Below are 25,684 nucleotides of genomic sequence, written 5' to 3' on the forward strand. Positions count from 1 at the left end.
GGTGCCTAGGCCGGGTCGAGCCAGCTCTGCTCGCCGAGGCCGGAGATCTCCAGCACCCGACGGACCTGCCGGGACGGGCGAACGGTGAGCCGGCCCGGCAACTCCTGGGCGAGCCGGACCAGGGCGTGGATGGCGGCCGAGTCGAAGAAGGTGACAGCACTCAGGTCGAGAGTGATCTTCCCGGCGGGCTCGCGCAGCGCCGTCTGGAGCATCGTGTCCGCGGTTGCCATGTCGACCTCGCCGGCCACCACGACGTGGAGGTGGTCACCGTCGATCTCGGCGCTGGCGGAGAAGACGGGCGGTGCTCCCCCTTGATCCACGCTGACACCATGGCACAGCCACCCTGGCAGGGCAACAACCTCCACCGGGCGGCCGTGGCGCGGGTCACCAGCGGCCCCGGCGATAGGCTTGCGGCATGACCGTCCGTCCGCCGCTGACACCAGGCACGCTCTCCCCGATGCGACCGGTGCCACCCCAGATCGCCCGACCCGAGTACGTGGGCAAGGCGCGTCCGCGGGAGTGGCGTGGCTCGCACGTGCAGACGCCGGAGACCATCGAGAAGATGCGGCTCGCCAGCCGGCTCGCCGCCCAGGCGACCCAGCTCGCCGGCGAGCACTGCAAGCCCGGCGTGACCACCGACGAGATCGACAAGGTGGTGCACGAGTTCCTCTGCGACCACGGCGCGTACCCGTCGACGCTGGGCTACAAGGGCTTCCCGAAGTCCTGCTGCACCAGCCTCAACGAGGTCATCTGCCATGGCATCCCGGACACCACGGTCCTGACCGACGGCGACATCATCAACGTCGACGTGACCGCGTACATCGGTGGGGTGCACGGTGACACCGACGCCACCTTCTGCGTCGGCGAGGTCAGCGAAGAGGCCCGGCTGCTGGTCGAGCGGACCCATGAGGCGATGATGCGCGGCATCCGCGCCGTCGCCCCGGGGCGCCAGATCAACGTGGTGGGCCGCGTCATCGAGTCGTACGCCAAGCGGTTCGGCTACGGCGTGGTCCGCGACTTCACCGGCCACGGCATCGGCGAGGCCTTCCACAGCGGCCTCTACGTGCCGCACTACGACAGCCCGCGCCCCACTGACATCATGGAACCCGGGATGACGTTCACCATCGAGCCGATGATCACCCTCGGCACCTACCAGTACGACATGTGGGACGACGGGTGGACAGTGGTCACCAAGGACCGGAAGTGGACGGCGCAGTTCGAGCACACCATCGTTGTGACCGACGACGGCCACGAGATTCTGACCCTGCCGTGACCGACACCCCAGCGGCGCTGCGCGAGGCGCACCACGCGGACGTCTCCGGCGGCTGGCTGCGCCCGGCCGTCTTCGGCGCGATGGACGGCCTGGTCACCAACATCGCCCTGATCGCCGGCGTCGGCGGCGGCGGGGTCTCGCCCCGCAGCATCGTGCTCACCGGCAGCGCCGGCCTCGTCGCCGGTGCGATCTCCATGGGCCTCGGCGAGTACACCAGCGTGCGCTCCGCCAACGAGCAGGTCGCCGCCGAGGTGGCCAAGGAACGACGGGAACTGGAACGGCACCCCGAGGCGGAGGCCCGGGAGCTGGCCGACGCGTGGGTGGCCCGGGGCCTGCCCCGGGACCTCGCCACCCAGGTCGCCGAGGCGGTGCGGCGCGACCCGGAGGAGGCGCTGCGGGTGCACGTCCGCGAGGAGCTGGGCGTCGACCCTGACGACCAGCCCAGCCCGTGGGCCGCGGCGATCTCGTCGTTCCTGTTCTTCTCGATCGGCGCGCTGGTCCCGCTGCTGCCGTACCTGCTCGGCGCCACCGAACTGTGGCTGGCGCTCGCCGTCGGCGGGCTCGGGCTGTTCGCCGCCGGTGCCGTGGTGGCCCGCTTCACCCACCGTCCCTGGTGGACCAGTGGGCTGCGCCAGCTGCTGCTGGGCGCCGCGGCGGCCGGGGCCACCTACCTGATCGGCTCGCTGATCGGCGTACCGGGCGGGCTGTGACGCGCCTCAGGTGCTGAGCAGCTCGTCGATCGTGCCGTCGACCGCACGACCACGGGCGGCCAACTCCTCGGCCTGCCGGGCCAGCACCACACCCACCTCGGTCATGTCCGCGCCGGCCAACCCGGTGCGCCGCACCGCGTCCCCCGGGTCGCGGAAGTACGTGCGACTCAGCAGACCGTTCACCGTGGCCGCTGCCAGCCGGGCCTCACCGAGCATCAGCAGAGCCTGATCGGTCTCGTACCACTCGGCGAGCCGGGCCGCCCGGGAGTGCGCCGCGCTGCCCCTGTACCACGCCTGGCGGGCCGCTGTGCTGAACTCCGCCGGCCGGGCCCGAGCCAGCCGGCCGAGGTGCTCGTCGCGCAGCGTCCGCAACCAGCCCGTCGGATCGTGCAACGCCTGCGTGGTGACGTACCGGTCGGCGGTCAGCGGCCAGAGCGGGGAGAGCACCCGGGCCTGGGCCAGGTAGTCCTCGGCGGCGGCCACCGTCAGATCGACGAGCACCCCGTCCACCCGCCGGGTTGCCGGCGGCGGGCCCGTCCCGGGCCGATAGGTGACGACCAGCATTCCCGCCTCGCGGTCCCCGCCGCCGTCGTCGTCCCCGTGCGCCAGAGGCCCGTGCACCGCGATCGCGAGCGCATCGGCCGGGAACCGCCGTCGGACCGCCTCGGCGACCCGCTCCGCGACCGTCCACCGTCGATCGTCGACGCCCCGGTCGACACCGGCCAGCTCGCTCACCGGGCCAGCTCTGTTCGCGGCTGCGGGGCTCGCAACCCCGGCTCACGCCTCGCGCTCACGGGACCACCTCGCTTTGGCTACCGAGCGTCAGCCTAGCCAGCCGACGGCGGAGCTTCGGGTGCGCCGCGCCCGGTCGGGGCCAGCCGGAAGATGTGGATCTCCCGGCCACCGGCCCGCTGCACGTACGTGTGGTACGCGGGCCACGCGGTGACCAGCAGCTGCCACAACCGGTCCCGTTCGGCGCCGGAGGCCCGCTCGGCCCGCACCGCGAACCGCCGGCCCTTCACGTCCACCTCGGCGGCGGGATCGGCGAGCAGGTTCATCGCCCAGCCGGGGTGGTGGGTCTGCCCCCAGTTGGAGCCGATCACCACGTACGCGTCGCCGTCGGGGACGTAGAGCAGCGGATTGCTGCGGGGCTTGCCGGAGCGGCGGCCCGTTGTGGTGATCAGCAGGGAGGGGAGGAGGCCGAGCGCTACCACCCGGCCCCGGGTGAGTCGACCAACCATCCGATCGGCCGGAACCAGCAGGCGCGCGGTGGCGCCGAACCAGCGCTGATGACCGACTCGACGGACGACATTCCTGAGCACTGACACGCCGATCAGTCTGCCGGCTGCCCGGCCCCGGCGGCACCCCCGCGCGGTCCCCTTTCGGTCGCCCGGCGGATCGGTCAGTCCAGCCGCCGTTCGATCGGCAGTCGGGCCCGGGTGAACAGGCCCGCCCCGAGCATCGCCACCACCGGCACCAGCACCAGGACCCCGAGCGCGGGCCACGGCACCAGAAAGGGGTACGGATCTGATACCGGCCAGTCGCTGGCGTACTGTCGGTTCACCGATACCAGCACGATCGCGGCGGTGCCGAGACCGGCCACGATGCCGAGCACCGAACCGAGACCGGCGATGACCCCGGCCTGGCAGATCGCCAGCAGCCGGCGTACCGCTGGGGCCGCGCCGACGGCCGCGAGGGTGGTCAGCTCGGCGCGTCCCTCGGCGGCGGCGAGCGCGGTGGCGATCCCGGCCGCCCCCACGGTGATCAGTCCGGCCGCCGCCGCGAGCAGCAGGAGCAACGGTGAGACGTCGCGTGGGGCGCCACCGCTCTCCACGCTCAGCGCGAGCGTCCCGAATGGCCGCAGGACGGCGGCGAACCGTGCCTGTTGCTCCTCGTCGGGCGGGGTCGTGGTGCCGATCACCCAACCGGTCTGGGACCAGCTCAGGTCGAGTTGGCGGGCGGCGGCGGCGGACAGCAGCAGACGGGACTGGCCGGTCGCACGGGTCAGCGCGTACCCCGGAAGATCGTGGACGGTGATCGGCCGGTCCGGCCCGGCCTCCACCTCGCCGACCCGGACGGTCACCAGGCCGTCGTGCAGGTAGCGCGGGTCGGTCACCACCACGCCGCCGGCGCGCAGGACGGCCGTGGCGGCGGCGGTCGTGGCCGGGTCCACCCCGGTGAGCAGGGGCAGTGCGGTCCCGTCGTCGACTCCGGGTTCCACGTAGCCGCCGAAGTAGTCCGCCTCGCGGATCTGGCAGCGGGGATCGGCGCGGGCCTGCTGGCGCTGGGCCGCGGGAAGTTGAACGCCGGGCTGCCAGGGGCAGGCCCGGGTCAGCGGGAGCACCGGTGCGATGTCGCAGTAGCCGGTGCGCCCCGCCCCGCAGGTTGGCGTCTGCACCGGGGCGACAGCGCCGACCCCGAGGTGATTCCGGGCCGCGTCGGTGATCTGGGCCAGCGTGGGCTGCCCGGCCGATCCGACCGGGTTGACCATCACGTGGCCGGTCGGCAGCGCCGGCCGGTAGGCACGCGCGTCGCGGGCGTCGTCGCTGGCCAGGTATCCGCCGAGGGCGACGCTGCTCGCGACGGCGGCCATCACGGCGCAGATGGCCGGTGCCGCGGCTGCCCGGTTGCGGCTGGCATCGCGCAGCGCGATCCGTGGTGCCAGCGGCAACACCCGGCCGAGGCGGGCGAGCACCCCGAGCAGCGTGGGCGTGCAGCAGACCAGGCCCAACTCGCCGAGGATCAGCCCGGTGAGAACCACCGCCGGCGAAGTCTTGGTGGCCCCGAACGCCGCCAGCCCCGCCCCGCCGACCACCAGTGCCAGGCCGAGAGCCAACCACCGGCCCGGGGATTTCGCCGGGGTGCGTCGTCCGGCGAGCCCGGCGCTGACGTCCTGCCGGGCGGCGGTCCAGGCCGGTGCCAGCGCGGCGAGCACCCCGGCCAGCACCGCGACGCCACCGAGCAGGACCAGCGCGCTCGGCCAGCAGCGGTAGCCGCCGAAACGGGCGCTGAAGACGTACTGCTCCATCAGCGGGCGACCGGCGAACGCCGCGCCGACGCCGACCAGCAGGCCGGCGGCGGCCCCGAGCACACCCAGCACCACACCGTCGGCCAGCACGACCCGGCGAAGCTGGGCGGCGTCCCCGCCCGCCACCGCGACCAGCGCCAGATCCCGTCGGCGGCGACGGACTCCGACGGCGAAGGCCGGCCCGACCAGCAGGACGACCTCCAGCAGCCCGAGGCCGGCGATCAGGACGACGGTGCCCAGGTCGTTCGGGTTGTCCCCCATGATCGACCCGAGCCATGTCCGGTCCGTACCGGCGGCCGAGCCGAGGTGCCGCGCGGTGACCACCACCCCACGGTCGTTGAGCCGGGACACCAGCGCCGCGTCGATGGTGCCCGGCAGGTCCGCCAGCCAGACTCCGTCCAGCTCCGGGCCGGTCGATGGCGCGGCCCCCGGGTGCAGCGCCACCACCGGTCCGAGGTCGTCGGGAAACTCGACCACCCCCACCACGGTGTACGCCCTGCTCCCGTCGGCGGCGGCCACGGCGTGGCCGAGGCGCAGGTCCAGGCGACGCAGCGCCACCGGACTGACCGCGACCTCACCGGGCTGCTGCGGCGCCCGGCCGGCCCGGAACCGCACCAACCCGCGGGCCAGCGGATCGCTGAGGTCCAGCACCCGACCGTTCACGACCTCGTCGCGGTGCGGGCCGCGCAGGTTCAGCGGGACGTGCTGACGCACCTCGGTGACTCGGCTGCCCGGCCCGAGCAGTGCCGTCAGCTGGGCCGCGCTGACCTTCGCGGGGGGCTCGCCGTCGCGGGTGTACCAACCCTCACCCCACTCGTCCTGTCCCACCGGGCCGTTGGCGATCCACTGCAGCTGCGCGTCGGCCACGCCGAGCCGGCGCTCGATGCGTTCCTGTGGGGTCAGCTCGGCCATGTCGTAGCTCGCCGCCAGGAAGGCCAGCGCCGCCACCGGCATGGCGATCATCGCGAGCACCAGCGCGGTCCGCCGCCGGGACCGGCGCGACTCGCGCCGGGCGATCCGCAGCGCTGCCCGCCAGGAGCCGGTCAGCTCGGCGAACCGTCGTCGGCCGACCGGGGCGGGCGGCGCGACCGGCCGCGGCGTCGCGGTGTCGGCCCGACCGGGGACCCGCGTCGGACGGCGAGTGGTCACCGGTCGCTGCCGGACAGCAGCTGCTCGACACTGCCCAGCGGTGCCGTCGTGTCGACCAGCACGCCGTCGCGGAGGAACACCACCCGGTCGGCCCAGCCGGCGTGCCGCGCCTCGTGGGTGACCAGCACTCCGGCGGCTCCGGCGTCGATCCGGCGGCGCAGCAGGTGCAGCACCGCCTCACCGGTCTGGGAATCCAACGCCCCGGTGGGCTCGTCGGCGAGGACCAGCCGGCGTTCGCCCACCAGTGCGCGCGCGATCGCCACCCGCTGTTGCTGCCCTCCGGAGAGCTGGTCCGGGAAACGGTCACCCAACGCGGGCAGACCCACCTCGGTGAGCGCGGCCATGGCCAGTGCGCGGGCCCGACGTCCGCTGGTCCCGTCGAGTTCCAGTGGGAGCGCGACGTTCTCCAGTGCGCTCAGACTGCCCAGCAGATTGAGCTGCTGGAAGATGTAGCCGATCCGACGGCGGCGCAGCTGGGCCAGCCCGCGGCGGTCCAGGGCCCCCAGCGGTTGCCCCTCGACCCGGACCTCGCCGCCGGTCGGACGGTCCAACCCACCGGCGAGAGCCAGCAGGGTCGATTTGCCGGAGCCGGACGGCCCCATCACGGCGACCAGCTCGCCGGGCCGGACGACCAGGCTGACGCCGCGCAGCGCGTGCACCGCCGCCGGCCCGGCGCCGTGGGTGCGGTGGACGGCGCGTAGCTCCAGCACCGCGTCGTCCGATCCGCTCACCGTCTTGCCTCCTCGCCGGCCCATCGAGCCACGTCCCGCGCGTCGGCGTCATCGGGGCGGGGAACGGGAGGCGCCGGGCCGCTGGGTTGGTGCCGGACCAGACTGGTCTCGCAGTGGTCCAGCCAGCGCACCTCGGCCTCGGCCTGAAACACCATCGAGTCCAGCACGAGGCGCCAGGGAAGGTCCTCCGGCCGGTTGCTGCCGTACTTCAACCGGGTCAACTCCTGAAGGGCCCGCATCGTCGCGCTGCGTTGGGCCTGCACCACCGACCGGACGTCGACCCCGGGGGTGGTCAGCGCCAGCGCCAGCTTGATCGCCAGCTCGTCGCGAGGGCGGTCGGTACGGCTGATCGGGGTGGCGAACCACAGCGCCAGGTCCGCCCGGCCGGCGTCGGTGATCTCGTACGGGCGCTGCCCGGCCTCGCTCTCCGGCAGCGGGCGCACCAGACCGTCCCGTTCCAGCCGGGACAACGTGGTGTAGACCTGCCCGATGTTCAGTGGCCAGGTCGAGCCGGTCGACTCCTCGAACGCGGCGCGCAGCTGGTAGCCGTACATCTGGCCGCGTTCGAGCAGGGCGAGCAACCCGTGACGGATGGACATGGCAACGGAGTATGCATACCTGGTATGCGTACCGCAACCGGAGTGGAGCGGCTCAGGTCGGTCGACCGGGAAACGGGACAGTCAGCGGGGTCAGCCCGGCAGTCTTGCGCCACCGGGTGGCCCGCACGGCGTACTCGACAAGGGCGGCCAGCGCCTGGTCCCGGTCGGCGCCGGTGGTGGACGCAAGGGCGGCCCGCCAGTGCGCGGCCGTGCGCTCCTCCACCTCGGCGGCGAGCCGCAGGGCGCTGGCCCGGTCGGTGACCGGGAACGGCAGGGCGTACCCGGCGCGGTCCGGCGGGACGACGCCGCCGGCCGTGGTGAGCTGCACCACCAGCGCGTCGCGCCGGCGTCGATGCGCGGCCTCCGCCTGGCGTGCCGCGTCCCGCGCCGCTCCGCTGAGCCGGACACCGATCCGTCCGTAGGCGTAGATGGCCGCGTACTCGGCGGACAGGGCGGAGGCGAGTGCCTCTCCGGCGGACGGCTGCCTCACTTCAGTGCCTCCTGGTGAGTTGCCCGGGCGGCGACGATCGACCCGAGCAGCGCCGCCCGTTCCGCGGGCGCCGCGGCGCAGGCGGCGGTGGCGGACTGCTGGGCGGTCTTCTCCAACGCCCGCAGGGCGGCGCGCGCGCCCTTCGGGTCAGCGGCCGGGGCGGCGGTCGGGGCGGCGGAGGCTGCCGACGGCACTGTCACGCCGATCACCCGGGCCAGTTCGGTGGCGTGCGCGGTGTGCGTCTCGGCGATCGGGTTGAGCCGGTCGGCGAGCTCGGGATGGGCGGTCGCGCTCGCCCGGTACGCGGCGGCCAGCGCGAGTGACTCGTCCACCATCGGCCGCAGCGGGTCGGGCGGCGGGGCTGGTTGGTCGTCGCGGTCGAAAAGATCACAGCCGGTCAGCGGCGTCACGGCGCCGCCGAGCACCAGCAGCGCCCCGGCACTCAGGAGCTTTCGCCGGGAATGTCCGGATGCTTGGTCGCGCTGTGTCGTTCTGCCGATCCCCACCGGCCAAGTCAACACCATCCGTGCCGGTCCGGGGGTCACCGGCGTCGGTGCGCCGCCCGGTCCGCCGCCGGGCAGGCGCGTTACGCTCTGCGCAACCACCGGCGTGTCCACTCCGGTGGCGTGCCGGCATGGCGGGACGACCGGTCCCCGTCGACCAGGGAGAGGGTGCGGAGATGACGCAGCGTGGCCGTGCCACCAGGCCGACGGGTCGACCCCGCGGTGCTGCGGGCCCGCGCGGCGGTGACCTCGCCGCCCGGCGGGACCGACTGCGGGCCGTGATCGAGCCGGTGGTCAACGACGCCGGCTACGACCTGGAGGACCTGTCGGTCTCCCGGGCCGGCCGCCGGCACGTGGTGCGGGTGATGGTGGACACCGACGGCGGGATCGACCTGGACGCCGTCGCGGACGTCTCCCGCGCGGTCTCGGCCGCGCTGGACGCCGCAGAGGAGACCGGTGGCGACATCGTCGCCGGCGAGTACCAGCTGGAAGTCAGCTCGCCCGGCGTCGACCGGCCGCTCACCCTGCCCCGCCACTGGCGGCGCAACGTGGGCCGCCTGGTCAAGGTCACCGCCCGGGGCGCGGCCGCGCTGCCGGGCCAGCGGGGCGAGCAGCCCGCGGGTGACCGTCAGCTGACCGGCCGGGTGGTCGCGGCCGACGACGAGGGCGTGCACCTGGAGACCGACGACGGCCGCGCCGCCTGGGCGTACGCCCAGCTGGGCCCGGGCCGCGTGCAGGTCGAGTTCACCCGGCTCGCCGAGCTGGGTGAGCCGGACGACGAGTTCGACGACGCGGACGATTCCGACGAGATCGACGACGATTCAGACGACATCGACGACGAAGATGATGTGGAGGACGAGGAGAGGTGAACATCGACCTCGCGGCGCTGCGCGCACTCGAGCGCGAGCGGGAGATCCCGTTCGACACGATTCTCGCGGCGATCGAGACCGCGTTGCTGACCGCCTACCGGCACACCGACGGGGCCGAACCGCACGCCCGGGTGGAGATCGACCGCAGGTCGGGCGCCGCCCTGGTGTACGCGCAGGAGATGGATGCCGACGGCAGCCTGGTGCGGGAGTGGGACGACACCCCGCACGACTTCGGCCGGATCGCCGCCATGACCGCCAAGCAGGTGATCCTCCAGCGGTTGCGGGAGGCCACCGACGAGGTGCACTTCGGTGAGTACGTCGGCCGCGAGGGTGACCTGGTCACCGGCGTGGTGCAGGCGCACGAGACGCGTACCGAGAAGGGCATCGTCAGCGTCGACCTGGGCAAGCTGGAGGGCGTGCTGCCGCAGTCCGAGCAGGTGCCCGGCGAGCGGTACGCGCACGGCGAGCGGGTCCGCTGCGTCGTGGTGCACGTGGCCAAGGGCATGCGCGGGCCGCAGATCACCCTGTCCCGGTCGCACCCGGCTCTGGTCAAGAAGCTCTTCGCGCTGGAGGTGCCGGAGATCGCCGACGGCACCGTCGAGATCGGCGCGATCGCCCGTGAGGCGGGCCATCGCACGAAGATCGCTGTCCGCTCCACCACCCCCGGGGTGAACGCCAAGGGCGCCTGCATCGGCCCGATGGGTCAGCGGGTGCGTGCAGTGATGAGCGAGCTGCACGGTGAGAAGATCGACATCATCGACTGGTCGGACGACCCGGGCACCTTCGTCGGCAACGCGTTGTCGCCGGCCAAGGCGCTGCGGGTCGAGGTGGTCGACTTGGCCAACCGGGCCGCCCGGGTGACCGTTCCCGACTTCCAGCTCTCGCTGGCGATCGGTCGGGAGGGGCAGAATGCCCGACTCGCGGCCCGATTGACCGGTTGGCGGATCGACATTCGTTCCGATGCGGAGCAGGCGGCGCCGGCCGCGCGTGGGGTAACTGATCACGTGCGGGAGCCGGGCGGCGCGATCTCGGGGAGCTAGGGGTAGACTTCCTCCAGTGGTACGACGCGCGCAGCCGGAGCGCACCTGTGTGGGTTGCCGGCAACGTGCGCCGGCCAGCGAATTGCTGCGGGTCGTCGCGGTCAGGGACGAGGCTGGTCACAGTCTCCGGCCTGATCCGCGCCGCAGGCTGCCGGGTCGGGGAGCGAACATGCACCCGGATCCGGCCTGCTTCGCGCTGGCGGTGCGGCGCCGCGCCTTCGGGCGTGCGCTGCGCAGCACCGAGGTCCTCGACCACGGTGCGCTGGCGGAGCACGTCGATGCGCCAACCACTACGTCCGGTCAGCCCGACCGGGCGAGGGTCGCTAGCAGGGTAGGACGACCGACATGAGCACACGATGAAGTCCCTGAAATGACCAGGCTTCAAGTGCACGAGTGAGGTCGCTGCGGGTGCTGCCCGCACGACCTCGGAGTGAGGAGTGCAGTGGCAGGCAAGGCCCGCGTACACGAGCTTGCAAAAGAGCTCGGGGTCGAGAGTAAGACCGTTCTCGCCAAGCTGAAGGAAATGGGCGAGTTCGTGAAGTCCGCGTCCAGCACCGTCGAGGCGCCCGTCGCCCGGCGGCTGCGTAACGCATTCGTCGCGTCCGCCGGAGCCCCGGCTCCGGCCGCCCCGTCGGCGCCCGCGTCGACGCCGGCTTCAAGCCCGACCCCGACGCCAACCCCGGCCCCGGGCGCGCCCCGGGTCTCGGCCAAGCCGATGCCGCCTCGGCGGCCGGCCGCGCCGGCACCCGGTCCGAAGCCCAAGGGTCCGGTTCCCGGTGCCCCGCAGCCGGCGACCCCGGTCGCCAAGCCGGCGAGTGCCCACGACATCGAGGTGGCGGCCGCGGAGGCGCGTGCCGCCGCGCTGAAGGCTGAGCAGGAGGCCGCGGTCAAGGCCGCGCAGGCCGCCCGCCAGCAGCAGCGGGACAATCCCGTTCGCCGGGAGCCTCCGGCAGACGGCGGTAACCGCCCCGGCCCTCGGCCGGGTCCTGCGGCGATGCCGCCCCGTCCCGGTTCGCCGGCAGCTCGTCCGAGCACGCCGGCTCCCGGTCCGGGTGCCCGTCCGGGCGGTCGTCCGCCGGCGCGCGGTGCCGGTAACAACCCGTTCGGCATCCAGGGTGGCCAGCAGCAGCGGCCCCCGGCCGCCGGTGCGGGTGGCCCTCGGCCCAACAGCCCGGCGGGCATGCCGCCGCGGCCGAGCCCGAACTCCATGCCGCCGCGGCCCAGCCCGGCGTCCATGCCGAGTCAGCGTCCGGCTGCTGGTCGCCCCGGTCCCGGTGGCGCTGGTCGCCCCGGTGGCGGTGGCGCTGGTCGTCCCGGTGGCGGTGGCGGTGGCTTCCGTGGCGGTCCCGGCGGTGGTGCCGGCGGCGGCGGTGGCGGTTACCGAGGTGGCCCTGGTGGCGGCGCGGGTGCCGGCGGTGGCGGTGGCTACCGTGGCGGTCCCGGCGGCGGCGCGGGTGCTCCCGGTGGCGGTTTCCGTCCGGGTGGTCCGGCCGGTGGCGGCGGTCGTCCGGGTGCGGGCGGTCGTGGCCGTGGCGGCGGCGCCGCGGGTGCCTTCGGGCGTCCGGGTGGTCGGCCGACGCGCGGTCGCAAGTCCAAGAAGCAGCGCAGACAGGAGTTCGACAACCTGTCGGCTCCGACCATGAGCTCGGGTGCTCCCCGGGGTCAGGGTCAGATCGTCAGGCTCTCCCGTGGCGCCTCGCTGTCCGACTTCGCGGACAAGATCAACGCCAACCCGGGTTCGCTGGTCCAGGAGATGTTCAACCTGGGCGAGATGGTCACCGCGACCCAGTCCTGTTCTGACGACACCCTGCACCTGCTGGGTGAGCACCTGGGCTTCGACATCCAGATCGTCAGCCCGGAGGACGAGGACCGCGAGCTGCTCGCGCAGTTCAACATCGACCTCGACGCGGAGGTGGCCGAGGAGCGTCTGGTCAGCCGTGCGCCGGTGGTGACCGTCATGGGTCACGTCGACCACGGTAAGACCAAGCTGCTCGACGCCATCCGTAAGGCGAACGTCGTGGCCGGTGAGGCGGGTGGCATCACCCAGCACATCGGTGCCTACCAGGTCCACGTCCCGCATGAGGGCGAGGACCGGGCGGTCACCTTCATCGACACCCCGGGTCACGAGGCGTTCACCGCCATGCGTGCTCGTGGTGCCCAGGTCACGGACATCGTGATCCTGGTCGTCGCGGCCGACGACGGTGTGATGCCGCAGACGATCGAGGCGTTGAACCACGCCAAGGCGGCCGACGTGCCGATCGTGGTCGCGGTCAACAAGGTCGACAAGCCGGATGCCAACCCGGACAAGGTCCGCCAGCAGCTGACCGAGTACGGCCTGGTCGCCGAGGAGTACGGCGGCGAGACCATGTTCGTCAACGTGGCAGCCAAGCCGGGCATCGGCATCGAGGAGCTGCTCGAGGCCGTCCTGCTGACCGCCGACGCGTCGCTGGAGCTGACCGCTCCGATCGACGGGCCGGCTCAGGGTGTGGCCATCGAGGCGCACCTGGACAAGGGTCGCGGTGCGGTGGCGACGGTGCTGGTCCAGAAGGGCACTCTGCGGGCGGGCGACTCGATCGTTGCCGGTGGGGCGCACGGCCGGGTCCGGGCCATGCTCGACGAGAACGGCAACCAGCTCACCGAGGCTGGGCCGGCGCGTCCGGTCATGGTGCTGGGTCTGACCGCGCCGCCCGGCGCGGGAGACACGTTCCTGGCCGCGGCGGACGACCGCACGGTGCGGCAGATCGCCGAGCAGCGGCAGGCACGGCGGCGGGCGGCGTCCTTCGCCAACTCCCGTGGTCGGGCCACCCTTGAGACGCTCATGGAGCAGCTCAAGGAGGGCGAGAAGACCTCGCTCAACCTCATCCTCAAGGGCGATGTCTCCGGTTCGGTGGAGGCTCTCGAGGACGCGCTGTTCAACCTCGACATCCCCGAGGAGGTCCAGCTCAAGGTCCTCGACCGGGGCGTCGGCGCGATCACCGAGAGCAACGTCATGCTCGCGAGCGCCTCGTCCGAGCCGGTCACGATCATCGGCTTCAACGTGCGGGCCTCGAACAAGGTCCGTGAGATGGCCGACCGCGAGGGCGTGGAGATCCGGTACTACACCGTCATCTACCAGGCCATCGAGGAGATCGAGGCAGCGCTCAAGGGCCTGCTCAAGCCGGAGTACGAGGAGGCCGAGCTGGGCAGCGCGGAGATCCGCGATGTCTTCCGCTCGTCCAAGATCGGCAACATCTCCGGTTGCATCGTCCGGTCGGGCATCATCCGACGCAACGCGAAGGCTCGCCTGCTTCGGGACGGGGCGGTCGTGGCGGACAACCTCACGATCACCTCGCTCAAGCGGTTCAAGGACGACGCCACCGAGGTCCGCGAGGGCTTCGAGTGCGGTCTGACCCTGGGTGGTTACAACAACGTCCAGGTCGGCGACGTCATCGAGACCTTCGAGATGCGGGAGAAGGTTCGCGCCTGATCCGGCAGTGACACGCTGATCAAGGGGTTTACGCCGACTCGGCGTAAACCCCTTGATCATGCGGGGCGCGTTGGCGGTATCGTCCGGGGCGATGTTCACCGGAACCGCGGTCTTCGACCTGCTGCTGCCGGGCGACTCACGGTCGCTCAAAGCCAAGAGATCATATGTACGGCCGATCGTGGCGGCGCTGCGCCGCTTCGAGGTGTCGGCCGCCGAGGTGGGTGCGCTCGACCTGCATGGTCGAGCGCAGCTGGCGGTGGCCGTGGTGGCCGCCGAGACGGCGCACGTCCGCGAGGTGCTCGACTCCTGTGAGCGCCTGGTGGCCAATCGCCCCGAGGTCGAGTTGCTGTCGGTTCGACGCCGGCTCTACGGCGTGGACGACGACTGACCATGGTGCCGGGCTGTGCCGGGCGACCGGAGCGGCCCCGAAGGTAATGTTCGAGATGTTGGCCGGTCGGCCGGCGGCCTGCGGGCCGCCGGGTCGGCCGGAAGCAGGACGCCGTGGAGGTGGCGAGATGTCTGATCCGGCCAAGGTACGCCGGCACGCGGAACGGGTGCGTGAGCTGGTCGCGTCGGTGGTGCGGAGCCAGATCAAGGACCCGCGGCTCGGGATGATCACCATCACCGATGCCCGGATTACCGCTGACCTGCGTGACGCGACGGTCTTCTACACAGTGCTCGGTGACTCGGTGGCCCAGGCGGACACCGCGGCGGCGCTGGAGAGCGCCAAGGGGCTGCTGCGCAGCACTGTCGGCAAGGCCCTCGGGCTGCGCCACTCGCCGACCCTCACGTTCGTCCTCGACGACGTGCAGGACCAGGTCAAGCACATCGACGACCTGCTCGCCGCCGCCCGCAACGCCGACGCCGAGGTGCAGCGGCTCGCCGCCCAGGCGAAGTACGCGGGCGAGGCCCAGCCGTACCGGGTGGACGACGAGGATGAGGCGGACGAGACGGACGAGGCCGACGAGGCCACCGACGTCAAGGAGACCCCGCGGGGTGGGGAAACTCGGTGACCAGCACCGCAAGCGCCCCGTCCGCCGGGGCAGCCGGGCTCGGCCCCGCCGAGGCGGACTGGGCCGCGGCCGAGGCGTTGGTGCGGGCTCTCCCGGCGACCGCCCGGGTGCTGCTGATCTGCCACATCAATCCGGACGGCGACGCGCTGGGCAGCATGCTCGGCTTCGGCCTGGGCCTGCGGCAGTTCGGCGTACGCGACGTGCAGGCGACCTTTCCCGGGCCGCCGGAGCTGCCGGAGCCGTTCCGGGGGCTGCCCGGGCTGGACCTGCTGGTCCCGGCGGACGCCGCCGACCCGGCACCCGATCTCGTGATCTGCTTCGACGCGGCGAGCGAGTCGCGTCTCGGCGACTTGGCCGGGCGGTTGTCGTCGGCGGGTGCGGCGCTGGTGCTCGACCACCACGCCTCCAACCCCGGTTTCGGCACTGTCAACCTGGTCGACGCGGGTGCGGCGGCCACGTCGGTCGTGGCCGAACAACTGTTGGCCCGGCTCGGGGTGGTGGTGGATCCGGCCATCGCCGAGTGCCTCTACGTGGCGCTGACCACTGACACCGGCTCGTTCCGGTTCGAGGCGACCACTCCGGCGGTGCACCAGATGGCCGCGCGATTGCTGGCGACCGGCATCTCGCCGGGTGACATCTCCCGGCGGGTCTTCGACACCCGGCCCTTCGGCGCGGTCCGCCTCTTCGGTGAGGTGCTCGGCCGGGCTCGACTGGAGCCGGCCGCCGCCGGAGGTCGCGGCCTGGTCTGGACCTTCGCCACCCTCGATGACCTGGCCCGGCACGACCAGCGGCCGTACGTGCTGGAGGCGCTGATCGACTCCGTGCGCTGCACCGCCGAGGCGGATGTGAGCTGTGTGGTGAAGCAGACCAGGCCTGCCGAGTGGGCGGTGTCGATGCGCAGCAAGGGCGCGGTGGACGTCAGTCGGGTCGCGGTGGCGTTGGGCGGTGGTGGGCACACGTTCGCGGCCGGGTTCACCGGTCGGGGCACCGCCGAGCAGGTGGTCGAGTCGATCCGCGGTCAGCTGGACGCGGCGCTCATCGGCTGACGAGCCTTCGGCCGCCATCGATCCGTCGGTCCGGAAGATCAGGGTCAGCTCCGGGGAGTGTTGGTCTTCCCGCGTTCCGTGATACCGGGAAGAATTGCGGGATGGAGCAGCCGCACGACCTCACCGTGGAGGCCCCCCGCGCCTGGGACCGGCCCGCCGTCTCCGTTCCGGTCCTCGTCTGCCTGTCGCTCGTCGGTGGCCGGTTCGCGTCCTTCTCCACCGAGGCGAATCTGTTCACCCTCGGGACGGGTGGGGTGCTGATCTGGCTCGGTCTGAGCAACCGGGTGCCCCGTCGGCCGGCGCCGCGCCGGCTGGGCACGGGGGCGGTCTGGTGGGCGGTGCCGGTGGTGGTCTTCGGGGTCTTCGAGGGCGTGACCTTCGTGCTGGCTGCCGGCGATGACTTTCCCACCTTCTCCCGGTTGGCCGATCCTCTCCTGGAGGATCAACTGACCCGGTCAGCGGTCTGGTTCGCCTGGTTGGCCGCCTTCTGGGGGCTGGTGCGGCGATGATGCGCGCGCTCGCGATCGGCGGCTTCCTCGCCGCGCTGATCCTCTTCGCGGTGGTCGAGTGGTTGGCCCGGCGGGAGGGGTCACGGATCCCCACCCTGGGCGAGGTCTGTGCCTATGTGATGCGCTACGAGGTCGGTCCGGTGCCGGTGGGCCGGATCGGTCTGTTCGGGTTCTGGTGGTGGCTGGGCTGGCACTTCCTGGCTCGCTGAGCCGGGCTGCCGACCGTCCAAATGGCGGGAACCGTAAGCAGTATGTGGACCTGAACGATAACTTGGGAGAAGGCCGGTGCCGCGTAGCGGTGCAGGTCATGGGCGGTGGTGCCACACCCCGTGCCGCCTCCCTCCAGGGTCGGATCGACCCGGGCTCACGCTGCCCAGTCGGCTGCTCCGGTAACCCCGGACCGCCGTGGGGCGCTCAGCAGGACCGCCCGTGAGGGCCGCCGCGTGTCGGCGGCTCACGCCCTGGGAAGGGGAGCGCCACCATGCCGAACAAGCCCAAGCCCGAGACCACCACCGACGACGCCCGCGAGCAGGCCCGCCGCGCGCTGCAGACGTCGATGGACACCCGTCAGTGACTCGTCTCGACCGGTGGTGACGCCGCCGACGCGCCGCGCCGACGGCGTGACCGTCCGGCCGCCACTGGGGGTCGAGTCGTTCAGGACAGGAACGTGTCCAGGGCCGCCTCGATGGTGCCGGAGTCCGGCGTCGCGTACGCCCTCATGGTGGTCTTGTCGTACGAGATGAAACTCGGGCACCTGTTCGTCGGGGCGGTCACGGTGCCGCCGTCGCCGATCTTCTCGGCGGTCCTGGCCGCGTAGAAGGTCAGGGTGTAGCGCGACGAGACGTAGTCGATGGTGACCTTCTTCTCCGCCTTGTCCTTGTACTGACACTTCTTCGGGGCGCCCTGGCTGCCCTCGTCGAACTTCAGGCAGCCGACCACCGACACCTTCTGGTAGTCCGCGCCCTTGGCGTAGTAGGACTTGTCCGAGGGGACGTACGTCGACGACCAGGACGTCGGCCGGTCGGGGTTGTTCGAGAACGTGTACGCCTTGGCGCCGGCCGGGCCGCTGTAGGGCGCCGCGTTCAGGATCGGGCTGCCTTCGCAGACGTTCGCCAGGTCGCTGGAGTATCGGGCGGTCATCGAGTTGTTGTTCGGTGGGTCCGCCTGCCCCGGCGTGGGGACGGTCCCCGCGCCCGGCGTGCTGCCGGTGCCCAGCGTGGGGGTGGAGGACGTGCCCCGTGCGGGCTCGTCGTCATCGTAGGCGAGCAGGAGGCCGATTCCCGCGCCGCAGATGGCGAGTATGACGACCACCGCGCCGGCGACCAGCCCGATGATCAGGCCCTTGTTCGACCTGTCCGGCGCCGGTGACGGTGGTGTGCCGTAGTACGGCTGGGGTGGTGGCTGTCCGTACGGCGGGTAGCCGCCCTGCTGCGGGGCCGGCGGGCCGCTCCAGGGGGTGACGTTCGGGTCGGGCGGAGGGTAACTGTCGCTCACTGTAATAAGGCCTATCGCTGTCGTGATGCCCCCCGCGTGGGAGCCTCGGACAGGGTAGTGAGCGCCGCAAACCGGGATGCCGGCGACACGGAGCGCAGCAGGGCCTCGATCCCCGGTGACGTCCGCCGAGCCGGTCGAGTGTGGGTTCGTAAGTTACCAGTGGCCTTGTGCTCCTTACCGTGGCCATGCCAGGATCGGCGGCGATGAACCACGCCACCACCGCTCACCGACCCGCCTCGCCCCGGCGGATCGCCGCGCTCGCACTGCCGGCCCTCGTGGTGCTCGCCGCCGAGCCGCTCTACGTGCTGGTCGACACCGCCGTGGTCGGTCACCTCGGCCGGGTGCCACTCGCCGCGCTCGCCGTCGGAGGCACGGTCATGACGCTCACCGCCTGGGTGGGCACCGTGGTCGCCTACGGCACCACCGGCCGCGCCGCCCGCCGCTTCGGCGCCGGTGACCGGGCCGCCGCTGTCGCCGAGGGCGTCCAGTCGTCCTGGTTGGCGTTCGGCGTCGGTCTGCTGATCGCGATCGGCATGCAGGTCGGCGGCGGCGCGCTCGCGCGTACCCTCGCCGGTGGTGGTGGCGAGGTCGCCGACGCCGCCGCCCAGTGGTTGCGGATCGCGGCCCTCGGCGCTCCCGGCCTGCTCCTCGCCGCCGCCGGCAACGGCTGGCTGCGCGGCGTGCAGGACACTCGCCGCCCCCTGTTCTTCGTGCTCGGCCCCAACCTGCTCTCCGCGCTGCTCTGCCCGCTGCTGGTCTACCCCGGCGGGCTGGGTCTGGTCGGCTCGGCCGTGGCGAACGTCGTCGCGCAGACGCTCTGCGGGGTGCTCTTCGCCGCCGCCCTGGTCGGTGAGCGGGTGTCGCTGCGACCCCAACCTCGTGTGATCCGCCAACAACTGGTGCTCAGCCGCGACCTGCTGATCCGTGGGCTGGCGTTCCAGGCCAGCTTCCTGTCCGCGACCGCCGTCGCCGCCCGCTTCGGTGCCGCCGCCGTCGGTGCCCACCAGATCGCCCTGCAACTCTGGTTCTTCACCGCCCTGGTGCTCGACGCCCTCGCCATCGCCGCGCAGTCCCTGGTCGGTGCCGCGCTCGGCGCCGGCGACGACGCGGGTGCGCGGGCGCTCGCCCGCCGAGTCGGGCTGCTCGGCGGCGTCTGCGGCGTGGGCTTCGCGCTGCTCGTCGCCGCCGGCGCGAGCGTGGTGCCGTCGTGGTTCAGCTCCGATCAGGGAGTACGCGAGCAGGCCATGGTGGCCTGGCCGTGGTTCGTCGTCATGCTTCCGCTGGCCGGGGTGGTCTTCGCCCTCGATGGCGTGCTGATCGGCGCCGGTGACGTGCGTTACCTGCGCAATCTCACCATCGTGGCGGCGCTCGGCGGCTTCCTGCCGGCCATCTGGCTGGCGTACGCGCTCGACCTCGGGCTGGGCGGCATCTGGGCCGGGCTCACAGTGTTCGTGGTGATCCGGCTGGTCGCCCTGCTGCTGCGACTGCGCAACGGCAGGTGGGCGGTGACCGGCGCGGTCCGGTGACCGGTCGCCGGTGCCCGCCGGTCAGCAGCGCGTGGTGGTCGGCGCGGGCGCGTCGAGGTCGAAGATGGTGCCGGGATCGCCCGCGGGTATCCGGTCCCGGTGCACGTCGGCCACCCAGAACTGCTCCTGCACCCAGCCCTCACGGAGTTGGGCGCAGTCCGCGTTCCAGGTCACCGCCTCCGCCGAGGTGACCCAGAGGCCCCGGGCGGAGGCCGGCACGTCGTCCGGGTGCGGCACCTGCCACACCACCTGGTCGCGCAGCGCCACCACTGTCGCGCCTGCGGGCGCCCGCAGGTCCACGTCGAACGGGTACGCCCAGACGAATTCCGTGGCGACCTCCAGCAGTCGGATGCCGTTCTGCCTGGTGGCCCGGTAACTGACCCGGCCGTCGGCGCGGACGCCGAACTCCCACTCCGACGGCGACGCCATCCTCGTGGCGTACCGCAGGAAGCTGCCGTTGGTGAAGTCTCCCCGGAGCCGTTCGCGAGCGTCCGGGGCGAGCAGCGCGAGGAACGGCTCCGGATCCCCGGAGAACATCGAGATGTCCACCCGACTCTCGATCAGTGCCTTGCGCACCGACTCCAGCGCGGTCCGCACCTGGGCCGCGGTGAACGGCCCGGTGCTCTTGGCCGCCGGCATCCGCACGGCCTCCTCGGCTGGCGCGAAGGAGGCCGCCGGTGACCCGGCGAAGAGGTCCCGTGGTTCGCCGACCCTGCTCACCGGCGGGGTGAGGCTCGGTGTGGGGCTCGCCGAGGCGGACGTGCGGACACCGTCGGCGACCCGACCGACCAACACCACCCCGCCGACGACCATCAGCAGTGCCATCACCAGCCCGAGGCCGAGCAGCAGGGCCCCGTTGTGTCGGGCCGAGAAGAAACGGACGCGGTTCCACCCGGTGGGCTGGTGCTCGGTCTGCGATGACCGTAGCCAATCCGGTAGCAGCACCGGGTTGACCTGCGCCACCGCGGCGGGCGGCGGTGGCGGGTCGACCGGGTCCGTCGGTGTGGGCTCGCTCGACGACGTGTTGTCCATGGTTCCCCCGTCAGTTTCGCCGCTGGTGGCGCGCGCGAGCAGATAGTAGGTGCGGGGCACCAGCGCGGCCCCGAGCACGGCTGCCCCGCTCGACATTCCGCCGGATGGACGCCTCGTCGCGACGAACCGGCTCAGACCGCGTGAGCGGAGGCTGGGGTCACGCCGGGCGTGCCCACGCACTGCGGAGTACGTGCCATCTGGCAGGCTTGGCCGACGTGAGCACCGATGGTCTGATCGTGGTCGACAAGCCCGGCGGCATGACGTCGCACGACGTGGTGGCGCGCATCCGCCGACTGGCGAAGACCCGACGGGTCGGGCACGGCGGCACCCTCGACCCGATGGCGACCGGCGTGCTGGTGATCGGTGTCGGCCGGGCCACCCGGCTGCTGACCTACGTGATCGGCGCGGGCAAGAGCTACACCGGCACCATCCGGCTGGGCCAGACCACAGTCACCGACGACGCCGAGGGCGACGTGACCGCCACCGTGCCGGCCGGGCAGGTCACCGACGACGCGATCCGGTCGGCGCTGGCCGGGCTGAGCGGTGAGGTCGACCAGGTGCCGAGCGCGGTCAGCGCCATCAAGATCGACGGGCAGCGGGCGTACAAGCGGGTCCGCGACGGGGAGAGCGTCGAGCTGCCGGCGCGGCGGGTCACCATCTCCCGGTTGGAGGTGCTGGCGATCCGTCGCAGCGAGCCGGACGTGGTCGACGTGGACGTGGACGTGACCTGCTCCTCCGGCACGTACATCCGGGCCATCGCCCGGGACGCCGGCCTGGCGCTCGGCGTCGGCGGGCACCTCACGGCGCTGCGACGTACCGCTGTGGGTGGCTTCACCCTCGCCGAGGCGGCGACGCTCGACGAGTTGGAGCAGCGCGCCCCGGACGTGGTGAACCTGCCACTGGACGCGGCGGCCGACCGGTTCTTCGCGCGCCGGGAGGCCACGCCGGACGAGGCCCGGGTGCTCGCCCACGGTGGGCCACTGGACCCGGCCGGCCTCACCGGGCCGTACGCCGTCTTCGGGCCGACCGGCGGCCTGATCGCTATCGTCAGCGAGCGGGACGGGCGGGCCCGCGCGGAGATCGTGCTCGCACCGGCCTGACAGCGCAGCGCAGGTCCGCCGGCCCGCAGCCGGCGGTGTCGACCCGCCGCCGGCGGGACAGCAGAGAGGAACGGCATGCAGCGGTGGCGGGGCTACGACGCGGCGCCCGGCGGGTGGGGACGCTCGGTGGTCACCATCGGCGTCTTCGACGGCGTGCACAAGGGGCACCAGGCGACGATCGGGCACGCCGTGGCCCGGGCCCGCGAGTTGGGCGTGCAGTCGGTGGTGGTCACCTTCGACCCGCACCCGGCCGAGGTGGTCCGCCCCGGTTCGCACCCGGCGGTGCTCACCGAGCCGGCCCGTAAGGCCGAGCTGATCGAGGCGCTGGGCGTGGACGTGCTCTGCGTGGTGCCGTTCACCCCGGAGTTCTCCCGGGTGCCGGCCGAGCAGTTCGTGCACGACGTCCTTGTCGAGCACCTGCACGCGGCGTTGGTGGTGGTCGGCAGCAACTTCCGCTTCGGGCACCGGGCCGCTGGCGACGTGGCGTTGCTGGAACGGCTGGGTCAGACGTTCGGCTTCGGCGTGGAGGGCGCCCCGCTGGTGGCCGAGGCCGGCACCGTCTTCTCCTCCACGTACATCAGGTCCTGCGTCGACGCGGGTGACGTGGGCGCGGCGGCCGCCGCTCTGGGCCGCCCACACCGGGTGGAGGGCGTCGTGGTCCGCGGCGACCAGCGGGGCCGGGAACTGGGCTTCCCCACCGCAAACCTGCTCTGCCACCGGTACGCGGCGGTGCCCGCCGACGGTGTGTACGCGGCCCGGCTGATCCGCCGCGGTCAGCACGAGCCGCTGCTGGCGGCGGTGTCAGTGGGCACCAACCCGACCTTCTCCGGCCGGGAGCGGAGGGTGGAGGCGTACGCGCTGGACTTCTCCGGCGACCTGTACGGCGAGCGGCTGGCGCTGGACTTCGTGGCGCACCTGCGTGGTCAGATCCGGTACGACTCGATCGAGCCGTTGATCGCCCAGATGAATCAGGACGTCGAGCGCACCCGGCGCGTACTGGCCTGATCGTGGTGGGGTGACGGGCCGGCACCGAGGCCCTTCGCCGGGTGTTACCGGCGAGTGCTGGTAGTCTTGCCGGGACGTCGGGTGACCGGCGTGGGGCCTCGCGTGCCTGCTCGACGCCGCGGGTGCGAGGTACCGGTCCGTTCCCGGTCCATCGGGACGACGGACACCCACTTGATCAACCCATCGAAACAGGGAGAACATGGCGCTCGATCAGGAAGCCAAGGCCAGCATCCGCGCGGAGTACGCGACCGCCGAGGGCGACACCGGTTCGCCGGAGGTCCAGGTTGCGGTCCTCACCAAGCGGATCGCCGAGCTGACCGAGCACCTGAAGGTGCACAAGCACGACCACCACAGCCGCCGTGGGCTGCTGCTGCTGGTCGGCCGGCGCCGTCGGTTGCTCAACTACGTCCAGAAGAAGGACATTGCCCGCTACCGGTCGCTCATCGAGCGGCTCGGTCTGCGCCGGTGACGTGACGGGGGAGTGGCCGGACGGCCGCTCCCCCGTACCGCGTCCCACCTGAAGAAACACGGGCCGCGCGACCACCCGAGAGGGAGCCGGTCAGCGTACCGGTCTCCGGTAGTGGCCCCCGGGAACTCCGGCATCATGCCGGCCACCCGGGCGCTTCGATCGAAGACCGGCCGGCTGAGCAGCTCCCCGATGTCGTGGGCCCACGACGCGAAGGAGCACGACAGCACATGACCGAGACCAAACTCGGCACCGAATCCCGCACCGCCGTGATCGACAACGGGTCCTTCGGCACCCGCGAGATCACCTTCTCCACCGGTCGGCTGGCTCGCCAGGCCGCCGGTTCCGTCATCGCCCAGCTGGGCGAGACGGTCGTTCTCTCCGCCACGACCGCCGGTAAGCACCCGAAGGAGCAGTTCGACTTCTTCCCGCTGACCGTCGACGTCGAGGAGCGGATGTACGCCGCGGGCCGCATCCCCGGCTCGTTCTTCCGCCGTGAGGGTCGGCCCAGCGAGGACGCGATCCTCACCTGCCGGCTGATCGACCGGCCGCTGCGCCCGTCCTTCGTCAAGGGCCTGCGCAACGAGGTCCAGGTCGTCGAGACCATCCTCGCGCTCGACCCGCAGCACCCGTACGACGTCGTGGCGATCAACGCCGCCTCGATGTCGACCAAGCTCTCCGGCCTGCCGTTCTCCGGCCCGATCGGGGCGACCCGCGTCGCCCACATCGACGGCCAGTGGGTCGCCTTCCCGACCCTGGAGGAGCTGGCTCGCGCCACCTTCGACATGGTCGTGGCCGGCCGCACGCTCGAGGACGGCGACGTCGCGATCATGATGGTCGAGGCCGAGGCCACCCCGAACGCCGTCGCCCTCATCTCGGCCGGTGCCACCGCCCCGACCGAGGAGGTCGTCGCCAGCGGTCTGGAGGCCGCGAAGCCGGCGATCCGTGAGCTGTGCCGCGCGCAGAGCGAGCTGGCCGAGGTTGCCGCCAAGCCGGTCACCGAGTTCCCGGTCTTCCTGGACTACCAGGACGACGTGTACGACGCCGTCTCCGAGCTGGCCCGCGGCGACGTGGCCGAGGCGATCACCATCGCCGGCAAGGCCGACCGCGAGGAGGCCCTGGACCGGGTCAAGGGCCGGGTCGCCGAGGAGCTGGGCGCACGGTTCGAGGGTCGGGAGAAGGAGCTCAGCGCTGCCTTCCGGTCGCTGACCAAGTCCGAGGTGCGCAACCGCGTGCTGCGCGAGCAGGTCCGCATGGACGGGCGTGGCCCGCGCGACATCCGGGCGCTGACCGCCGAGGTCGGCGTGCTGCCCCGGGTGCACGGTTCGGCGCTGTTCGAGCGGGGCGAGACCCAGATCCTGGGCGTCACCACGCTGAACATGCTCCGCATGGAGCAGATGGTGGACACGCTGTCCCCCGAGAACCGCAAGCGCTACATGCACAACTACAACTTCCCGCCGTACTCGACCGGTGAGACCGGCCGGGTCGGCTCGCCGAAGCGTCGCGAGATCGGCCACGGCGCCCTCGCCGAGCGTGCGCTGATCCCGGTGCTGCCGTCGCGCGAGGAGTTCCCGTACGCCATCCGGCAGGTGTCGGAGGCGCTCGGCTCCAACGGCTCCACCTCGATGGGTTCGGTCTGCGCCTCGACGCTGGGTCTGCTCTCCGCGGGTGTCCCGCTGAAGGCGCCGGTCGCCGGCATCGCGATGGGGCTCATCTCCGACGAGGTGGACGGCAAGACCCAGTACGTGACGCTGACCGACATCCTCGGTGCCGAGGACGCGTTCGGTGACATGGACTTCAAGGTCGCCGGTACGCCGGAGTTCGTCACCGCGCTCCAGCTCGACACCAAGCTCAACGGCATCCCGTCGGACGTGCTGGCCGCCGCGCTGCAGCAGGCGAACGAGGCCCGCCAGGTCATCCTCGGGGTCATGAAGGCGGCGATCGAGGCTCCGGCCGAGATGTCCGACTACGCTCCGCGGGTCACCACCGTCAAGATCCCGGTGGACAAGATCGGCATGGTGATCGGCCCGAAGGGGCAGACCATCAACGCGATCCAGGACGAGACCGGCGCCGAGATCTCCATCGAGGACGACGGCACGATCTACGTCGGCGCCACCAACGGCCCGTCGGCCCAGGCGGCCGTCGACCGGATCAACGGCATCGCCAACCCGACGCTGCCGAAGCAGGGCGAGCGGTTCCTCGGCACTGTGGTCAAGACCGCCGCGTTCGGCGCGTTCATCTCGCTCCTGCCGGGCCGTGACGGCCTGCTGCACATCTCCAAGGTGGGCGACGGCAAGCGCGTCGAGCGTGTTGAGGACTTCCTCAACGTCGGTGACCGGGTCGAGGTCGAGATCGCTGACATCGACGCCCGCGGCAAGATCTACCTCGACAAGGTCCGCCCGGAGGGCACCGAGGCTCCGGCCGCCGGTGAGGCCGCCGCTGGCGACCGGCCGGCTGGTCGGGACCGGGGCGACCGGGCTCCGCGTGACCGCGGCGACCGCGAGCGTGGCGGCGACCGTGGCGGGCGTGGCCCGGAGCGCGGCGGCGAGGGCGGCAACGGCGGCGGCGGCGAGGGTGGCGAGGGCGGCGAGCGTCCGCGCCGTCGGACCCGGCACAGCTGACCGTCGTACAACGC

General features: G+C 72.4%; 26 protein-coding genes. 16 read left to right on the plus strand and 10 right to left on the minus strand.

Going from position 1 to position 25,684, the window contains the following annotated elements; translation table 11 throughout:
* Window positions 1-5: 5 nt before the first annotated feature.
* Window positions 6-320 (minus strand): STAS domain-containing protein, encoded by a 315-nt coding sequence (locus MED15_RS17960; RefSeq protein ID WP_181518489.1) that lies wholly within the window; start codon window positions 318-320, stop codon window positions 6-8.
* A gap of 95 nt (window positions 321-415) precedes the next feature.
* Between MED15_RS17960 and map the strand changes: the two genes are divergently transcribed.
* A complete protein-coding gene (map, locus tag MED15_RS17965) occupies window positions 416-1,273 on the plus strand; it encodes a type I methionyl aminopeptidase (RefSeq protein ID WP_112586528.1) in 858 nt (285 codons plus the stop codon).
* Window positions 1,270-1,983 carry a VIT1/CCC1 transporter family protein gene (locus MED15_RS17970; RefSeq protein ID WP_091400358.1) on the plus strand — a complete coding sequence of 238 codons (714 nt, stop codon included), beginning with the start codon at window positions 1,270-1,272 and terminating at the stop codon, window positions 1,981-1,983. Before map ends, MED15_RS17970 begins: the two co-directional genes overlap by 4 nt.
* Before the next feature lie 6 nt (window positions 1,984-1,989).
* On the opposite strand, the gene MED15_RS17975 is transcribed toward MED15_RS17970, so the two are convergent.
* The 7 genes from MED15_RS17975 to MED15_RS18005 form a co-directional block, all read right to left on the minus strand.
* Window positions 1,990-2,718, minus strand: a complete 729-nt coding sequence (locus MED15_RS17975) for a nucleotidyltransferase domain-containing protein (protein WP_112601981.1) — start codon at window positions 2,716-2,718, stop codon at window positions 1,990-1,992.
* A gap of 92 nt (window positions 2,719-2,810) precedes the next feature.
* Window positions 2,811-3,311, minus strand: a complete 501-nt coding sequence (locus MED15_RS17980; protein WP_112736255.1) for a nitroreductase/quinone reductase family protein — start codon at window positions 3,309-3,311, stop codon at window positions 2,811-2,813.
* Window positions 3,312-3,385: 74 nt separating this feature from the next.
* Window positions 3,386-6,160, minus strand: coding sequence for an FtsX-like permease family protein (locus tag MED15_RS17985; protein ID WP_112736257.1), 2,775 nt, complete (start codon window positions 6,158-6,160; stop codon window positions 3,386-3,388).
* The gene (locus MED15_RS17990) at window positions 6,157-6,891 is read right to left on the minus strand and encodes an ABC transporter ATP-binding protein (protein ID WP_225855205.1); all 735 of its coding nucleotides are present in this window, start codon (window positions 6,889-6,891) and stop codon (window positions 6,157-6,159) included. The genes MED15_RS17985 and MED15_RS17990 overlap by 4 nt, the downstream gene beginning before the upstream one ends.
* Window positions 6,888-7,490, minus strand: coding sequence for a PadR family transcriptional regulator (locus MED15_RS17995; protein WP_112586538.1), 603 nt, complete (start codon window positions 7,488-7,490; stop codon window positions 6,888-6,890). The genes MED15_RS17990 and MED15_RS17995 overlap by 4 nt, the downstream gene beginning before the upstream one ends.
* A 52-nt stretch (window positions 7,491-7,542) precedes the next feature.
* Complete coding sequence (locus tag MED15_RS18000) at window positions 7,543-7,980, minus strand: ferritin-like domain-containing protein (RefSeq protein ID WP_030337610.1); 438 nt, start codon at window positions 7,978-7,980, stop codon at window positions 7,543-7,545.
* The gene (locus tag MED15_RS18005; RefSeq protein WP_244220486.1) at window positions 7,977-8,504 is read right to left on the minus strand and encodes a hypothetical protein; all 528 of its coding nucleotides are present in this window, start codon (window positions 8,502-8,504) and stop codon (window positions 7,977-7,979) included. The genes MED15_RS18000 and MED15_RS18005 overlap by 4 nt, the downstream gene beginning before the upstream one ends.
* A 155-nt stretch (window positions 8,505-8,659) precedes the next feature.
* Between MED15_RS18005 and rimP the strand changes: the two genes are divergently transcribed.
* The 9 genes from rimP to MED15_RS18050 all read left to right on the plus strand — a co-directional run bounded on the left by rimP (window position 8,660) and on the right by MED15_RS18050 (window position 16,635).
* On the plus strand, window positions 8,660-9,352 hold the full coding sequence (gene rimP / locus MED15_RS18010) for a ribosome maturation factor RimP (protein ID WP_091400370.1): 693 nt from the start codon (window positions 8,660-8,662) through the stop codon (window positions 9,350-9,352).
* Complete coding sequence (gene nusA / locus MED15_RS18015) at window positions 9,349-10,392, plus strand: transcription termination factor NusA (protein ID WP_091400372.1); 1,044 nt, start codon at window positions 9,349-9,351, stop codon at window positions 10,390-10,392. Before rimP ends, nusA begins: the two co-directional genes overlap by 4 nt.
* A 16-nt stretch (window positions 10,393-10,408) precedes the next feature.
* A complete protein-coding gene (locus MED15_RS18020) occupies window positions 10,409-10,741 on the plus strand; it encodes a YlxR family protein (protein ID WP_112586542.1) in 333 nt (110 codons plus the stop codon).
* Window positions 10,742-10,834: 93 nt separating this feature from the next.
* The gene (gene infB / locus MED15_RS18025; RefSeq protein WP_112725549.1) at window positions 10,835-13,858 is read left to right on the plus strand and encodes a translation initiation factor IF-2; all 3,024 of its coding nucleotides are present in this window, start codon (window positions 10,835-10,837) and stop codon (window positions 13,856-13,858) included.
* Between the two features lie 91 nt (window positions 13,859-13,949).
* Entirely contained in the window at window positions 13,950-14,246 is a 297-nt protein-coding gene (locus MED15_RS18030; RefSeq protein ID WP_091400377.1) for a DUF503 domain-containing protein, read from the plus strand.
* A 127-nt stretch (window positions 14,247-14,373) separates the two neighbouring features.
* Window positions 14,374-14,871: a 30S ribosome-binding factor RbfA gene (gene rbfA, locus MED15_RS18035; protein ID WP_112586546.1), complete on the plus strand. Its 498-nt coding sequence runs from the start codon at window positions 14,374-14,376 to the stop codon at window positions 14,869-14,871.
* The gene (locus MED15_RS18040; RefSeq protein WP_112586547.1) at window positions 14,868-15,917 is read left to right on the plus strand and encodes a DHH family phosphoesterase; all 1,050 of its coding nucleotides are present in this window, start codon (window positions 14,868-14,870) and stop codon (window positions 15,915-15,917) included. Before rbfA ends, MED15_RS18040 begins: the two co-directional genes overlap by 4 nt.
* A gap of 101 nt (window positions 15,918-16,018) precedes the next feature.
* Window positions 16,019-16,426, plus strand: a complete 408-nt coding sequence (locus MED15_RS18045; RefSeq protein WP_112586549.1) for a hypothetical protein — start codon at window positions 16,019-16,021, stop codon at window positions 16,424-16,426.
* Entirely contained in the window at window positions 16,426-16,635 is a 210-nt protein-coding gene (locus tag MED15_RS18050; RefSeq protein WP_181518492.1) for a DUF6186 family protein, read from the plus strand. Before MED15_RS18045 ends, MED15_RS18050 begins: the two co-directional genes overlap by 1 nt.
* Before the next feature lie 445 nt (window positions 16,636-17,080).
* Here MED15_RS18050 and MED15_RS18055 read toward each other — a convergent pair whose 3' ends face one another.
* Window positions 17,081-17,920: a hypothetical protein gene (locus MED15_RS18055; protein ID WP_112736261.1), complete on the minus strand. Its 840-nt coding sequence runs from the start codon at window positions 17,918-17,920 to the stop codon at window positions 17,081-17,083.
* Between the two features lie 203 nt (window positions 17,921-18,123).
* On the opposite strand from MED15_RS18055, the gene MED15_RS18060 reads away from it, so the two are divergent.
* Complete coding sequence (locus MED15_RS18060; RefSeq protein ID WP_112736263.1) at window positions 18,124-19,446, plus strand: MATE family efflux transporter; 1,323 nt, start codon at window positions 18,124-18,126, stop codon at window positions 19,444-19,446.
* A 21-nt stretch (window positions 19,447-19,467) separates the two neighbouring features.
* Here the strand turns inward: MED15_RS18060 and MED15_RS18065 are convergent, their stop codons facing one another.
* Entirely contained in the window at window positions 19,468-20,574 is a 1,107-nt protein-coding gene (locus tag MED15_RS18065) for a hypothetical protein (RefSeq protein WP_112586557.1), read from the minus strand.
* Between the two features lie 119 nt (window positions 20,575-20,693).
* Here MED15_RS18065 and truB point away from each other — a divergent pair, with 119 nt between their 5' ends.
* From truB to MED15_RS18085, 4 genes are all read left to right on the plus strand, one after another.
* Window positions 20,694-21,578: a tRNA pseudouridine(55) synthase TruB gene (truB, locus tag MED15_RS18070; RefSeq protein WP_112736318.1), complete on the plus strand. Its 885-nt coding sequence runs from the start codon at window positions 20,694-20,696 to the stop codon at window positions 21,576-21,578.
* A gap of 75 nt (window positions 21,579-21,653) precedes the next feature.
* On the plus strand, window positions 21,654-22,583 hold the full coding sequence (locus tag MED15_RS18075) for a bifunctional riboflavin kinase/FAD synthetase (RefSeq protein ID WP_112586561.1): 930 nt from the start codon (window positions 21,654-21,656) through the stop codon (window positions 22,581-22,583).
* Between the two features lie 199 nt (window positions 22,584-22,782).
* Window positions 22,783-23,052, plus strand: coding sequence for a 30S ribosomal protein S15 (rpsO, locus tag MED15_RS18080; RefSeq protein ID WP_030337594.1), 270 nt, complete (start codon window positions 22,783-22,785; stop codon window positions 23,050-23,052).
* Window positions 23,053-23,279: 227 nt separating this feature from the next.
* On the plus strand, window positions 23,280-25,670 hold the full coding sequence (locus tag MED15_RS18085) for a polyribonucleotide nucleotidyltransferase (RefSeq protein WP_112726582.1): 2,391 nt from the start codon (window positions 23,280-23,282) through the stop codon (window positions 25,668-25,670).
* The last annotated feature ends 14 nt before the right edge of the window (window positions 25,671-25,684 follow it).

Source organism: Micromonospora noduli, from assembly GCF_003264475.1.
Lineage (GTDB): Bacteria > Actinomycetota > Actinomycetes > Mycobacteriales > Micromonosporaceae > Micromonospora > Micromonospora noduli.

Excerpts from the sequence above, each read along its gene's own strand:
- MED15_RS18085 (WP_112726582.1), top strand. The coding sequence starts at position 23,280 with ATGACCGAGACCAAACTCGGCACCGAATCCCGCACCGCCGTGATCGAC.
- MED15_RS18060 (WP_112736263.1), top strand. The coding sequence starts at position 18,124 with ATGAACCACGCCACCACCGCTCACCGACCCGCCTCGCCCCGGCGGATC.
- rimP (WP_091400370.1), top strand. The coding sequence starts at position 8,660 with ATGACGCAGCGTGGCCGTGCCACCAGGCCGACGGGTCGACCCCGCGGT.
- map (WP_112586528.1), top strand. The coding sequence starts at position 416 with ATGACCGTCCGTCCGCCGCTGACACCAGGCACGCTCTCCCCGATGCGA.
- MED15_RS18030 (WP_091400377.1), top strand. The coding sequence starts at position 13,950 with ATGTTCACCGGAACCGCGGTCTTCGACCTGCTGCTGCCGGGCGACTCA.
- rbfA (WP_112586546.1), top strand. The coding sequence starts at position 14,374 with ATGTCTGATCCGGCCAAGGTACGCCGGCACGCGGAACGGGTGCGTGAG.
- MED15_RS18065 (WP_112586557.1), bottom strand. The coding sequence starts at position 20,574 with ATGTCGAGCGGGGCAGCCGTGCTCGGGGCCGCGCTGGTGCCCCGCACC.
- MED15_RS18075 (WP_112586561.1), top strand. The coding sequence starts at position 21,654 with ATGCAGCGGTGGCGGGGCTACGACGCGGCGCCCGGCGGGTGGGGACGC.
- rpsO (WP_030337594.1), top strand. The coding sequence starts at position 22,783 with ATGGCGCTCGATCAGGAAGCCAAGGCCAGCATCCGCGCGGAGTACGCG.
- MED15_RS18050 (WP_181518492.1), top strand. The coding sequence starts at position 16,426 with ATGCGCGCGCTCGCGATCGGCGGCTTCCTCGCCGCGCTGATCCTCTTC.
- MED15_RS18005 (WP_244220486.1), bottom strand. The coding sequence starts at position 8,504 with ATGGTGTTGACTTGGCCGGTGGGGATCGGCAGAACGACACAGCGCGAC.
- MED15_RS17995 (WP_112586538.1), bottom strand. The coding sequence starts at position 7,490 with ATGTCCATCCGTCACGGGTTGCTCGCCCTGCTCGAACGCGGCCAGATG.
- MED15_RS18045 (WP_112586549.1), top strand. The coding sequence starts at position 16,019 with ATGGAGCAGCCGCACGACCTCACCGTGGAGGCCCCCCGCGCCTGGGAC.